10 protein-coding genes, 2 pseudogenes and 1 riboswitch are annotated in these 12,986 nt (G+C 52.8%); of the genes and pseudogenes, 9 read left to right on the top strand and 3 right to left on the bottom strand.

What is annotated here, in order from left to right; translation table 11 throughout:
- Positions 1-13 precede the first annotated feature (13 nt).
- The 8 genes and pseudogenes from J4772_RS01965 to J4772_RS02000 all read left to right on the top strand — a co-directional run.
- On the top strand, positions 14-904 hold the full coding sequence (locus tag J4772_RS01965) for a carbohydrate ABC transporter permease (RefSeq protein ID WP_116064350.1): 891 nt from the start codon (positions 14-16) through the stop codon (positions 902-904).
- A gap of 35 nt (positions 905-939) precedes the next feature.
- The gene (locus J4772_RS01970; protein WP_181918026.1) at positions 940-2,661 is read left to right on the top strand and encodes an extracellular solute-binding protein; all 1,722 of its coding nucleotides are present in this window, start codon (positions 940-942) and stop codon (positions 2,659-2,661) included.
- A 49-nt stretch (positions 2,662-2,710) separates the two neighbouring features.
- Positions 2,711-5,188: a GH116 family glycosyl hydrolase gene (locus J4772_RS01975; RefSeq protein WP_209073945.1), complete on the top strand. Its 2,478-nt coding sequence runs from the start codon at positions 2,711-2,713 to the stop codon at positions 5,186-5,188.
- 2 nt (positions 5,189-5,190) lie between these two features.
- Positions 5,191-6,264 carry a LacI family DNA-binding transcriptional regulator gene (locus J4772_RS01980; RefSeq protein WP_209073946.1) on the top strand — a complete coding sequence of 358 codons (1,074 nt, stop codon included), beginning with the start codon at positions 5,191-5,193 and terminating at the stop codon, positions 6,262-6,264.
- A gap of 19 nt (positions 6,265-6,283) precedes the next feature.
- Positions 6,284-7,099 (top strand): helix-turn-helix domain-containing protein, encoded by an 816-nt coding sequence (locus tag J4772_RS01985; protein WP_209073947.1) that lies wholly within the window; start codon positions 6,284-6,286, stop codon positions 7,097-7,099.
- Between the two features lie 76 nt (positions 7,100-7,175).
- Positions 7,176-7,255, top strand: a riboswitch (ZMP/ZTP riboswitch).
- A gap of 53 nt (positions 7,256-7,308) precedes the next feature.
- Positions 7,309-7,677 (top strand): annotated as a pseudogene (locus J4772_RS01990) (bifunctional 5,10-methylene-tetrahydrofolate dehydrogenase/5,10-methylene-tetrahydrofolate cyclohydrolase); the annotation flags it as partial.
- 23 nt (positions 7,678-7,700) lie between these two features.
- Positions 7,701-8,552 carry a nucleotidyltransferase domain-containing protein gene (locus tag J4772_RS01995; RefSeq protein ID WP_209073948.1) on the top strand — a complete coding sequence of 284 codons (852 nt, stop codon included), beginning with the start codon at positions 7,701-7,703 and terminating at the stop codon, positions 8,550-8,552.
- A gap of 293 nt (positions 8,553-8,845) precedes the next feature.
- Positions 8,846-9,181 (top strand): annotated as a pseudogene (locus J4772_RS02000) (rRNA adenine N-6-methyltransferase family protein); the annotation flags it as partial.
- Positions 9,182-9,247: 66 nt separating this feature from the next.
- On the opposite strand, the gene J4772_RS02005 reads toward J4772_RS02000, so the two are convergent.
- Positions 9,248-10,432 (bottom strand): YhgE/Pip domain-containing protein, encoded by a 1,185-nt coding sequence (locus J4772_RS02005; protein ID WP_209073950.1) that lies wholly within the window; start codon positions 10,430-10,432, stop codon positions 9,248-9,250.
- A 25-nt stretch (positions 10,433-10,457) separates the two neighbouring features.
- The gene (locus tag J4772_RS02010; RefSeq protein WP_209073951.1) at positions 10,458-11,117 is read right to left on the bottom strand and encodes a TetR/AcrR family transcriptional regulator; all 660 of its coding nucleotides are present in this window, start codon (positions 11,115-11,117) and stop codon (positions 10,458-10,460) included.
- Positions 11,118-11,346: 229 nt separating this feature from the next.
- Here J4772_RS02010 and J4772_RS02015 point away from each other — a divergent pair, with 229 nt between their 5' ends.
- Positions 11,347-11,850, top strand: a complete 504-nt coding sequence (locus J4772_RS02015; protein ID WP_209073952.1) for a CYTH domain-containing protein — start codon at positions 11,347-11,349, stop codon at positions 11,848-11,850.
- 104 nt (positions 11,851-11,954) lie between these two features.
- Here J4772_RS02015 and J4772_RS02020 read toward each other — a convergent pair whose 3' ends face one another.
- Entirely contained in the window at positions 11,955-12,947 is a 993-nt protein-coding gene (locus J4772_RS02020) for an ABC transporter substrate-binding protein (protein ID WP_209073953.1), read from the bottom strand.
- Positions 12,948-12,986: the final 39 nt, after the last annotated feature.

Raw genomic sequence — 12,986 nt, forward strand, 5'->3', positions numbered from 1 at the left:
GGAGCGGTGAAACATGAGGGCAAAGAGCAACACGGCGGAGAAGATTGCCGGGGCGGTGAACATAACGCTTCTGCTGCTTCTGTGCCTGTCGATATTGTTACCGTTCGCGAATATTTTGGCGTTGTCCTTTAATGATGGCACGGATTCCGCGCTTGGCGGCATTAGTATCTGGCCAAGGGAATTCACTTGGGCGAATTATCAGGAAGTGTTCCATAACGATGACATTCTTCAGAGCTTGAAGATCAGCGTGCTGCGCACCGGAATCGGCACCGCGCTCAGCTTGCTGCTGACGGCGATGGCGGCGTTCGCGCTCAAGAAGAAGACGCTGCCGGGGCGTAACGTTTACATGTTTTTCATCGTCTTCACCATGCTGTTCGGCGGGGGAATCGTACCGTACTACATGGTGCTGAAATCCCTCTATCTGACGAATACGTTCTGGGTATACATTATTCCGGCGCTCTACAGCGCCTGGAACATCATCTTAATGAGAACGTTCTTCCAATCGATAGACGATAGTCTGGAGGAGTCCGCCAAGATTGACGGAGCGGGAGACTACAAAGTGTTCTTTCGCATTATTCTGCCGCTCAGCCTGCCCGTCCTGGCGGTTATTGGACTGTTCAATGCCGTTGGGCATTGGAACGACTGGTATGCAGGCACCTTTTTCGTCAAAGACAAAGATCTGTATCCGCTGCAAACGCTGCTTAAGCAGATGCTGGATTCGGCGGAAGCTATGCGCAAAAAAATGATGGTCGTCTACTTGCCCGGAGATCCGCGCCAGAATGTGACAGGCGAATCGCTCAAGATGGCGACATTGGTCGTCGCCACCTTGCCTATCGTCTGTGTGTATCCGTTTGTGCAACGCTATTTTGTAAAAGGCCTCATGATCGGTTCAGTGAAGGGTTGAAGTCGATAACCCCAATCCAAGGAGGATGCATGACAATGACGAGATGGAAAAAAGGGATCGCCAGCATGCTTGCGTTGCTGTTGATTACGGCATTGGTTCTGTCTGCATGTACAAAGAGCGGCAATAATGAGGCGTCGGGAACGAACGGCAACTCGCCTGCGGCAACCGGGGATCGCGGGCCATACTTCATCGCCGATCGCAAAATTACGGGACGAATATTTCTGGAGAACGACGGCGCCGGTCTGCCGGTCGATCAGATCAACAATGAAGTAGCCCAGAAAATCAAGGAAATGACAGGGATTACGCTGGAGTTTCAGTCGACCAATCATCCGGACGGATTGGAGGAATTGACGACGGCGCTGGCCTCCGGCGATCTGCCGGACGTGATCGTTAATTATCTGGACCACGGCGGCCGCCCGGAGAACTCCGTCATTCTGAAAGCGTCCCGCGAAGGCGTCTTTACCGACTTGGCCCCCTATTTAAAAAATACGAAAGTGTACAGCAAGTACTTCGAAGACGAATTCCTGCCGCGCGATTCCAAGGAGAACATCATGTTTCGTCCCGAATTCGACGGCAAAGTGTATGCGGTGCATTTGAACATTCCAGGCTCAGATCTGACCGATGAAGAGCGCGTGCACGGTCGATCCGGCATGTGGGTCCGTCAGGACATCGTTCAAGCGCTTGGCGTCGATCCGAGCAAGATCAAGACAATGGATGAGTTGTATGATCTGGCCAAGCGAATTAAAGAGGGCGATTTCAAAGATAACAACGGCAAACCCGTTACCGTCATCGGATCGCGATTCTGGGGCGGTTCCATCACGAGCACACTGTATCGTAATTGGGATTTCGGCAACGGCACCCGATTTGACGTAGATACCGACGGCAAGGTGAAGCATCTGGCCGAAACCGAGTACATTACGAAACAGATCGAGTTCGTGCGCAAACTGCTTGCCGAAGGGCTGCTGGACAAGGAAGCCTTCACGATGGACAATGTGCGCGCGGAAGAGGCAATGGCCAACGGATCGTTCGCCATCACGACATATGCCAACGTGATGCCCGATAGATTCCTCAAAACAAGGTACGTACCGATGGACCAAATGTCCAATTACAAGGGCGAGGATGCGGTATACGAGAAGTATAAGTCGGGGTACATGAGCTGGGAAATTCCGTCGACGACCAAAAATCCCGAGGACATCGTCAAGTTCGCCGACTTTCTGGCGTCCAAGGAAGGCAAGCTGTTGTGGAAATTCGGTATCGAGGGCAAGCACTATACGCTCAAGGACGACAAAGTGGTGCTGACCGAGGAGTGGAAGAAACAACGTTCGGAGAGTCCCGATCGCGTCAAAGATATCGTGCCGACGTTATGGGGTTTGCTGCTCGGATCGACGGACAACAATGATGTCAGGGATTTCGGCGAGTCATGGCAGGAGGAAGAAAATCCGGAAATGTTCGGCTTGTCCAAGGAGCTGCAGATGTACGGCAATCCGACCTTCAAGTACTGGGACGGCTACTCCGCGCTCTCCTATCTGTCGGAAGTGCCGGATATCGAGGAACGGTTGAAGCCAGTGTTGGACAGCTACCCGGATATTGTCGTGAGGGCTTACTTCGCCGGTTCGATGGAGAAAGCGACCGATATCGTGAACGACTATCGAGCGCAATTGAAGAAGGCGGGCGTGGAGAAATTCGAAGCGTATCTGCAGGAGCAATATGACAAGGATCCGAGTTCCGTCGCTTTCTATATCGATGCGCTGTATTAATAGCTAACAGTCTAGCAAACAAAGACAGGAGAAATGGAGAGAAAAAGATATGAAAACGCATGATCGTATTTATAACTCCCAATATGAAGGGAAATACAACGCTAAAGTAGCCTTTCCGCTAGGCGGGCTGGGGGCAGGCATGTTCTGCCTGGAGGGCACGGGTGCAATGACGCACTTCTCCCTAAGGAATACGCCGGATCTGCTCAATGAGCCAATCATTTTCTCCGCTGTTCACATTCGCGACGGGAACGAGTCGATCGCGCGAGTGCTGGAAGGGCCGGTTCAGGATTGGAAAATATTCAACAGCCGGTCGACGGATTTCGGAGGAGCCGGCAACGGGCAGACGGGCAAGCATTATGGGCTGCCGCGATTCGCCGAATGTGCCTTCACCGGACAATTCCCGTTCGGACGTGTGAATCTGAGAGACGACACGCTGCCCATCGAAGCCGTCGTCACGGGCTGGAGTCCTTTCGATCCGGCGGATGTCGATCATTCCAGTCTGCCTGTCGCGGCATTGGAAATTACTTTAATCAACCGGACGAAGCGGCGTCTCGAATTGATTTATTCTTTTCACGCGACGAACTTTATGAAGATTGAAGACTCTGAGGGCAACCGGGTTGCAGCGGGGATCGTACCCGGCGGATTCATACTTGAGCAGGATCCGACGGAAGGGAAACCATGGGAGCAAGGCGCCTTCTCCGCAGCCGTCGACCATCCGAACGCCGTAGCGGACTGCTCCTGGTTTAGAGGGGGATGGTTCGATCCGCTCACCATGTTGTGGAATGCCGTGGAAACGGGCGTGTCGCAGGAGAAACCTCCGTTGGCAGCGGGAGATCGGCCGAGTCCGGGCGCGAGCTTGTATGTGCCGTTGACGCTGGAGCCGGAAGGCGAGCAACAGGTGAGGTTGCAATTGTGCTGGTATGTGCCCGAATCCAATGTTTCTACTGAAGAGTTTGACAAGACGAACAAGAAATACGTCGAATGGCCGCATTTTCATAAACCCTGGTACGCTGGCAGATTTGGAAGTATCAAAGAAGTCGCTCAGTATTGGAAAACCCATTACGATCGCCTTCGGGAGAGAAGCGCCCTGTTCAGCGATACGTTCTTCGACACGACGATGCCGCCGGAATTGACGGAGGCGGTCGCGGCCAATCTCAGTATTTTGAAGTCGCCAACCGTGCTTCGACAAACAGATGGCCGGTTGTGGGGCTGGGAGGGGTGCTTCGATTTAGGAGGCTGCTGCCACGGTACTTGCACGCATGTGTGGAATTATGCCCAGGCGATCCCCCATCTGTTTCCTTCATTAGAGAGAGGGATCAGGGAGACGGAGCTTGGCGAAGGGATGGATGAACGCGGACATCAGACGATTCGGGTTCCTCTCCCCATCCGTCCGGCGGATCATGAGCATCGGGCAGCGAGCGACGGGCAGCTGGGCGGCTTGATGCGAGTGTACCGGGAATGGAAAATAAGCGGCGATACGGCCTGGATGAAGCGGCAGTGGCCCAAGCTGGCTCTCAGTCTGCAATATGCGATGGACACATGGGACCCGGATCGCCAGGGAATATTGGTTGAACCGCATCACAACACTTACGACATTGAATTTTGGGGCCCTGACGGCATGTGTACGTCCATTTATCTAGGCGCGCTGAAGGCAGCTTCGCTTATGGCTGCGGAAGCGGGAGAGAGTGCGGAGAGAATCGCAGAATTCGAGGAGCTGTACCGCCGAGGACGAGATTATATGGAGAACGAGTTGTTTAATGGAGAGTATTTCGAACAACAGATCAAGTGGATAGGTCTGAGGGAAGCGGCGCCTACCGGGGAGCAGGAGACGTGGAACGGGGATTACTCGGAGGAAGCGATCGAATTGCTGCGCAAGGAAGGGCCGAAGTATCAGTACGGCAAAGGGTGCCTGTCCGATGGCGTCATTGGGGCCTGGTTGGCCCACATGTGCGGGCTCGGCCACATTCTTGACCCGGGCAAGGTGCGCAGCCATCTGATCAGCGTTTACCGTTACAATCACGTCCGCGACTTGAGCGTGCACGCCAATCCGCAGCGTCCGGGCTTTGCGCTTGGCCGGGAAGGCGGCCTGCTGTTGTGCACTTGGCCCAAGGGCGGCAAGCTGTCGCTGCCGTTCATCTACAGCAACGAAGTGTGGACGGGAATCGAATACCAAGTGGCGTCTCATCTGCTGACGATGGGGTGCGTAGAAGAAGCCCTCGACATCGTGCGCGTATGCCGGGATCGTTACGATGGAAGTATCCGCAACCCTTATGACGAATACGAATGCGGCCATTGGTACGCAAGAGCGATGGCTTCCTACGGGTTGATTCAGAGCTGGAGCGGGGTCCGCTACGACGCAAGCAATCGGGTGCTCTACCTGGAGGATCATCCCGGCAAGCCGTTCCGCAGTTTCCTGAGCGTAGAAGGGGGATACGGGACGGTAGCGTTCGACGGCAACGAGGTGTCTGTGGAAGTGAAGTCGGGATCCATTCCAATCGATAATATCGTTAAAGCTGCAGGAGGATAACCATGAATACGAAGTTCGGCCCAAGCAGAAAACCCGGCGTCAAGAAGATAGCGGATAAGACTGGCTTCTCTCCCGCTACCGTGTCCCTTGTGCTAAATAACAAAGGCACGTTCACGGAAGAAACCAAGCACGCCATACGGCAAGCCTACACGGAGCTCAGTCACGATCTGGCCGTCAGCGAAGGCAAACCGTTCGTCCGACTATTGATCGAGGAAACGATCGCGGTGCACAACGATTCGTATAATGGCGAGATTCTCCGCGCGATTGAAATCGAGTGCCGCCTGCTTGGATTTGAAGTGATGCTGAATTTCGTAAGGGCCGGAGACGAGCCGCTGTCATGGTTGGAAAATATTTCGGGGCTTATCCTGCTCGGCGGCGGATTGATTACCGACGAGATCGTTCAGGAATTGAGAGGATATGCCGTACCGATGGTGCTCGTCGACAATTACACGCACACAGGCGACGGATTATCCGTTCACTCGGATCATTACGGGGCAGGTTACTTGGCGACGGAGTATTTGATCCGCAATGGACATACCCACATCGGTTTCATCAGCGGACCGGCGAAGTACAAACCGCTGATCGACCGTTATGCGGGCTACTGCGCCGCGCTGAGAGAGAACGGACTAACGCTTGTGACGGACTACATTACGCCTAACTTCGACCGTAAGTACATTAAAGGATATTACGAAATGAAATATTTGCTGGAGTTGCCCCGCAGGCCCACCGCGGTCTTCGCGGTTAGCGACCGATCGGCGTTCGGAGCGCTGCAAGCGCTGCAGGACGCAGGTTTGACTCCCGGGCGCGACATCGAACTGATCGGGTGCGACAATATTAGCGGCGACCAGGAGATTAAGCGGCGAATACCGACTGTACACATTCCGCGAGCAGAGGTAGGTCAGATGGCCGCTCGTTTCCTGCTGGAGGCGATGAGGGGCAATGAACTGAGCGGCAAGGTTATCATTCCCGGTCGGCTGGTGTTGCCGGAGACGTCGGAAGCGGCGGCGGGGGGCGCGCAGGGCAATGCAGTAACCGCTGCGGCCGGCGGGAGCGAATCCGGCCAGCACTTCTCATAAGCGATGCGGAGGGATAGGCATGGGCAAGGATATCCGCCACTTTACGCCTTTCGTCAGAGTTGCCGCGGACAGCGTGCATCCTGTTCCGTGGATTATCAAAGAGCATATCGCGAAGGAATATGAAATTTTGTATGTGAAAGAAGGGGAGCTGTCCGTCGTGGCAGACAGCCGCAGCTATCGCGGTTTGCCGGGTGATTTATTCCTGTTCCGCCCGGGACAGAGCTATTCGATTCGCTCCGTTTCGAAGCAGGCGATTCGCAGGCTGTACCTTCAGTTCGGTCTGGAGCGGGGAACGGGGGCGCACGAGGACCCTTCGCCGCTGCCTCTGGACTCGCTGCCGATCGGAATCCAGCTGCGGGAGCCGGCTATGTTCGAGCAGAAGCTGCTCGATATCATCCATGAACGCGATCAGCAGATGCTCTACTATGAGATCAGGACCGTCGGCATGGTTATCGAATTGCTCGCCTGCTTGATGCGGGAGCGCCACTGGCAGAGGTTGCCGTATGTTCACATCAACCGGGAAGTGCTGCTGAAGGTGCAGCAGTATTTATACCTTCGTGCAGACTGTCACGTTACGCTCGACGAGTTGTCGTGCGAATTCTGCTTCAGTAAGTTTTACCTGAACCGTATGTTTCGCGACGCGTTCCAGGTCAGCCCCATGCAATATCATCAACAGATTCGGTTGGAGAAAGCCAAACAAGCGATTCAGTTGACCAATCGGCCACTGACCCAAATCGCTGAACAATTCGGGTATCCCAACGTGCACGCATTCAGCAGATCGTTCAAGAAGAAGCAGGGGGTTCCGCCGTCCTTCTATCGAACCGGTAACAATTGAACGCTTGACCATATCGCCTTCCGGCTGACATTAGTGTTGAATCTGTTAAATATTTCTGTCAGAATGCAATTAGATGTTCGGTATGCGTAACTGGCGAAACGTGGAGTACCACGGGGGAGCGCATACTTCATACAGCCGGTCGCCTGGGCAGAGGTAAGGAGTAAATTTCCTTGCCTCTTTATGTTTTTAACTGGGAGAAAGGGATGATGAGGCATGCGGTAGTCATCGGAAGAAGCCCCATTCTCGGCAAACCTGTATCGGCCATGTTGTTGAACAAAGATGCGACGGTAACCACATGTCACTCCAAGACAGTGAATCTGGAGGAGTTTGTGAGAGCGGCAGATATCGTTGTCGCAGCAGTCGGAAAACCGCGCTTCGTTAAAGGCGACTGGGTTAAGCCCGGGGCTGTTGTGTTGGATGCCGGATACAACCCGGGAAATATCGGCGATGTGGATTATGAGGCATGCCTTCCGCATGTATCCGCCATAACTCCGGTTCCCGCCGGAGTAGGTCCTGTGACCATCGCCACGTTATTGAAGCACACGGTTGCCGCCGCTATGAAAGCTCAAGGATACTAATTCCGGATGGGAGCGAGCGAGAGATGAGCGTGCAAAGCACAATTTCTTATATAGTCGAAAGTTTAAAGCACATCAACGGGATAAGCGCACTGGTTCTTGGCGGCTCAAGAGCCAGAGGGACTGAAGGACCGAGCTCCGATATTGATATCGGGATTTACTACGATTCCGATAAAGGGTTGGACATTCCCAAGCTTCGCCGGGTCGCGACTGTACTCGATGACGAGCATAGAGACAACTTAGTGACAGAGATTGGCGACTGGGGACCCTGGATTAACGGCGGCGGCTGGTTGAAGGTGAATGAAACTCCGGTCGATTTTTTGTTGCGCGATCAAAATAAAGTGTCGCGAGTGATCGAACAGTGTGCTGCGGGAGAGCTTACTATCGATTATCAGCCAGGGCATCCCCACGGCTTCGTCAACTCGATTTATTTTGCGGAAGTCGCATCGTGTAAAGTGTTATGGGACCCGTCCGGCGTCATAGATAAACTGAAGAACAGAACAACGCCTTACCCGCCCGCTTTTCAAAAAGCAACCCTACAGAAATTTTTTTGGGAGGCGTCCTTTTCTCTCGAAAACGGATATAAAGGAGTCTACAAAAACGATTTGTCTTATGTCGCAGGCTGTTGTTTCAGAGCGGTAGCCTGCTTGAATCAAGTTTTGTTTGCAATTAACGAAACCTGCTTGATGAACGAGAAAGGGGCTGCCGCGATCGCCGATTCGTTTAAAGCGGTGCCAGACAGCTACTCTCAAAGAATAAACCATATTTTCACCTTGCTCACAGCAGAACAAGATAGTTCAAGGGAAGCTTTAAGCCTGTTGCGCGAGCTTATTGATGAAACGGAGCGGCTCCTGAAAAGCGAAACGCTTCCGCGCTAGAGGGATACTAAGCCATTTCTTACCTTTTGACGGCAGTGAGTGAGACAGTATGCCTTTCTTTGCATCTGGAGATGTGCTAAAATAACTTCAATTCGAGGATCGGAGGGTTGTCCTAACAATGGGTGTTATAAATTATTTCAGATTGCGTTCTGTCTCTTTGGCCACTAATTAAATAGTGAACAAAGGCTCTGCCTGCGTGCGGAGCACAACGGAATCGGTCTGCCCATTTTAGGATATCCTGCTGCAAATAGGGATGAAGGGGACAGCGCGTCTGTCTCTTTTTTGCGTTTCAGTTCGAGATGCGAGCGATGGTGCCGCGCACTCATTTTGCTCCGCCCCCGAGCGTTGATGCGGCAATTGTGCGAATTGTCCGAAGGGATCGTCCGCTCATGTCCGCTAAAGAGGGGAATAAATTCATTGCATTCGCAGCTTATGCGCTGAGTGAGCCGAGACAGCCGGTGGCTGATACGTTTACAGGGATTTTTACGCCGGTTCAGTTGAAAATGGCCTTAAAGAACGCAAAAGTTGATCGGGAACAACCCGTGGCTTTATTGTCGCTGGAGCAGTGGGCGTCGCTCTTTCATACGATGCTTCAATATGTGGCACCTAATCGTTGGCCGAGAAAATAAGTCACTTTCTTGAACGGCAGGAAAGCATGCCAATCAGTCTCTCGATTCGCATGCTTTCCTATTGGTTTAAGCTTTTTGCTGTACCGGTACGGAGCGAGGCTTCAAGACGGAAGCCACGATAACGACGGCGCTCGTCAAGCCGATCCAGGTGAGGGAGGATACGGCGCCGTTCCAGTTCAGACCCTGGCCGAAGAAGAACAGCTCTCGAAGACCCTCGACCATAAAACGCATCGGCAGCCAAGAATAGATCCAATCCCGATAGAAGGGCGACATCATTTCCGGGGCCAGAGCAAGCAGAGGCGCGCCGAAGAACAGGGTTAAGGCAAAGATGGCAATTCCTTTAATGCCCAGCCACGACACGACGGCAGATATCATCAGGAAAAAGCTGAAGAAGGTAATCGTCAGGAAAAGCGCCGTGTCGGTAAATTGCGGGATATGCAGTCCCACCATGTCTTTTGCGAGCCATGTCAATCCGAAGCCCACGACGACCGCAACAACGGCTCCCGCTGCAATCTGAATGAGCTTAGCGGACAGGGTGTCCCTGCGGTTTTGGACCGTATGCTTGCTAATTCCGAGAAACAGAATCGCCGCGCTCGCCATGCATGCCATCCAAAGCGGCTGGAACAAGGATATGGGAGCGTTGCCGTTTGCGCTTTTCGTACCGATCTCGTTGACATTGGTTACCTTCTTGGCAATTGGGGTTGCCAGGAGGGACGCTTGCTCAACTGTCAGCGTTGCTCCTTGTTTTTGGAAGCCGCCGAGTATTTGAGTGCGAACATTATTGTTAAGGGTGTCCACGACTCCGTTCAGCATTTGTCCAGCTATTGTGGAAGCCGCCGTATTCATACCTTGATTGATGAAGATTTGCAGCTCGGGAGAAGCGGGCGTCTCGGTCCGCAAGGAAGCCTGCTTCGCGCTAAAGTCTTGCGGGATGACAAGCGCCGCATAGTATTCCTGGTTGTTCAGCCCGGATTGCATTTCTTCGACGCTGCCGACTTCCACCCATTTAATGGCGGGCTCCTCGCCGGCTGCCGACGAAACGTTGCTCCGCATCATATCGACGATCGTTTGCCCCATATTCATCTTCGGTTGGTTAGGAATCTCCACTCCCTGATCTTCGTTGATGACGGCGATCGGCAGATTTTTGGGCTGAGCTTGAACGGATGGGAAAAGGGTGAGCGAGAAAACGAATATTACTAGCAATGCGACAATCGGCGATAGCAGTACGAGTTTGTTCTTAATAGCTTGCATAAACGAATCGCTCCTTAAACAATCATTATGAATTTTTTGCAGGGAGTTTCCGAATGCCGTCCAAAACCATGCGAACGACATCTTCAACCTCCTCGTCTTCAATGGATTCCCGGTTCAACAGCACAAAACGGGAGGCCACAAAACCGCCAATGACGGTGAACAGCAGCTTTAGGATACTGCGGGTGGGCATGTCGGCCAGCTCGTCGCGCTCCTGAAACAGCTCAACGATTTTCGTTAAGCGAGTTGCCGCTACTTCGGCGATATAAGGGAAAAGCTCGTTTTTCAATTCCTCCTTGTAAATGATCTCCTTAATTAGAACCAGAAATATGTCTCTGTTTTCCGTTATGAATGCGATGCGGTTTTTCAGGAGTGCCCGGAGAAATGCTTCAAAGTCCGAATAGGCACCGCTAAAAACTTGATTCATCGTTTCATCTGCCTCATAAGGGAACATTTCTTTGATATAGGGGACCACAAGAGATAGCAGCAGTTTGTCCTTCGTGCCATATTGCTTGAAAATACTTGCTTCCGACACATCTGCGGCTTTAGCGATTTCCGCTGTTGAAGTGTTGGAATAGCCTTTTTCGGCGAACAAGCGAATGGCGGCTTCGACTATCCGCTGCTGTTTTTCCGTTCGCTGGGCGCTTTTAACGGCCAAGATTTCGTTAAATAGGTTGCGGGTCGTCAAATCGGATGCACCTCTATTCGTTTTCCCGAACTAAAAGTGAGTGATTACTTACTAAAATACATCGATAAACTTGTCCGTGTCAATGGAAAAGTGAGTGGTTACTCTAAAATAATCAAAAAGTGTCCGCAAGGGAAGCAACCAGAGGCTAATTTTCGAATGAGCGCCGAGGTTAGGTATAATAGTGGGGTCGATGTATGGCAAGTTGAGGGTTTAGAGCGGAGGTTAGATAATGGCCAAGGAAATCGAAAGAAAGTTTATGCTGGCGGAGTTCCCCGATTCTCTGGTACAAGAGGGAGTGCTTGTTCCGGTGAAGAAGCAGCATATTGAGCAAACTTATCTGGCAATTGACGACACTCAGGAGCTAAGAGTTCGGAAAATCAGGGATATGGCTACAGGGAAGCATGAATTCACGCATACGTTCAAAAACGGCAACGGTCTTGTGCGCGAGGAAATCGAATATTCTATCTCGGAGAGCTTGTACGAGCAGCTTATTAAGGCGTCCGGAGCGATTCCTCTGACCAAGGTGAGAACGGCGGCCGATTGGGCCGGGACGACCATTGAGATCGATACGTACGACCAGCTTCAGCTCAGGGTGCTGGAGATTGAATTCGAGTCGGAGGAAGCGGCGTTGGGGTTCCAGGCACCGGACTGGTTCGGCCCGGATATCAGCTCGATGAAGCAGTACAGCAACAAGACGGTGTGGAAAAAGCTGCAGGAAGGACGCGTGGAATAGCAGCCGCAGAGTCAATTAAGAGCGCAATGTCGCCGTCCAGATACGAAGAGAGCCCCGCTGCAACAGCCGATGCTGCAACGGGGCTTTTCGTATTCACAGGGCTACTACTGCTGCTTCGTGAGCCAGGCTGCCAGCTCCTCCGTCTGAGCCAGCACCGCGATCGGGTCGTAGTACCACGAGCGTTCCTCCGGCCAGACGTACAGGCGGTCGTTCTTCACCGCCGGGATGCTGCTCCAGATCGGGTCTTTCTTGAAATCTTCCACAGTGCGGTCGTTAGCCGTCAACACAATGTAGTCTCCTGAGTAATCGCCGATCATCTCCGCAGAGATTTCCGCCCATTGCTTCTCCATAATTTGATCGGCCACGGCAGCCGGAGGCTTGCGACCGAGAGCTTGATAGACGGGTTGTCCGCCTCTGCCGAAGTTATCTCCGTACGCATAGATCGACTTGTCGGTGCTTTCGATGATCGAGAAAGAGGCATCGGCCGGAATCGCCGCATCGACCTTGGCTTTGGCTTCTGCAATCCGGCGGTCGTATTCCGCTAACCACGCTTCGGCTTCTTTTTCCTTGCCGAGTACTTTGCCGAAGAAGGTCAACTCTTCATGGGCATTTTTTAATTGTCCATAGGGGATTTCCAGAGTGGGAGCGATCTTGCTCAGCGTCGAGTACACATCCTTGTTGCCCGTAATGATAAGATCCGGGTTTAAGCTTGTGATCACTTCGGGAGAAGGAGACCCATACGTTCCCGAATCGGCCACGCCGGTAAGAGCCTCCTTAAAGTAATAATTTTGCAGCGTCAGCCCGGGAGCGCCGACAGGAATAACGTCCAAAACGATCAGACTGCCCAAATACTCTTCCGCGACGATACGCTGCGGATGCATCGGAATTTGAATGGGGCCGTTCACGGTGTCGATCGTCCTAAATTCCGGTTCAGCGGACGGGCTCTCCGAAGCGGATGGCTTAGCCGATTCGGAGGCCGGCGGCGAGGATGATGCGGCGGGCGCGACATTGTTCGAACCGCAGGCGACGAGAAGCGAGAGACAGAGTGCGGCTGCGATTACAGCGATTTTACGCGAGGTCAAAAAATGATGCAGCAATGCGAATACCTCCAGTATGCAATCGATAATGATTCTCAA

Origin of the sequence: Cohnella sp. LGH (assembly GCF_017671885.1) — a bacterium.
GTDB classification, from domain to species: domain Bacteria; phylum Bacillota; class Bacilli; order Paenibacillales; family Paenibacillaceae; genus Cohnella; species Cohnella phaseoli.

What these genes read in the sequence shown, in the direction of transcription:
- J4772_RS01995 (WP_209073948.1), top strand. Translation starts at nt 7,701, where the DNA reads ATGAGCGTGCAAAGCACAATTTCTTATATAGTCGAAAGTTTAAAGCAC.
- J4772_RS02005 (WP_209073950.1), bottom strand. Translation starts at nt 10,432, where the DNA reads ATGCAAGCTATTAAGAACAAACTCGTACTGCTATCGCCGATTGTCGCA.
- J4772_RS01975 (WP_209073945.1), top strand. Translation starts at nt 2,711, where the DNA reads ATGAAAACGCATGATCGTATTTATAACTCCCAATATGAAGGGAAATAC.
- J4772_RS01980 (WP_209073946.1), top strand. Translation starts at nt 5,191, where the DNA reads ATGAATACGAAGTTCGGCCCAAGCAGAAAACCCGGCGTCAAGAAGATA.
- J4772_RS01965 (WP_116064350.1), top strand. Translation starts at nt 14, where the DNA reads ATGAGGGCAAAGAGCAACACGGCGGAGAAGATTGCCGGGGCGGTGAAC.
- J4772_RS01985 (WP_209073947.1), top strand. Translation starts at nt 6,284, where the DNA reads ATGGGCAAGGATATCCGCCACTTTACGCCTTTCGTCAGAGTTGCCGCG.
- J4772_RS01970 (WP_181918026.1), top strand. Translation starts at nt 940, where the DNA reads ATGACGAGATGGAAAAAAGGGATCGCCAGCATGCTTGCGTTGCTGTTG.
- J4772_RS02015 (WP_209073952.1), top strand. Translation starts at nt 11,347, where the DNA reads ATGGCCAAGGAAATCGAAAGAAAGTTTATGCTGGCGGAGTTCCCCGAT.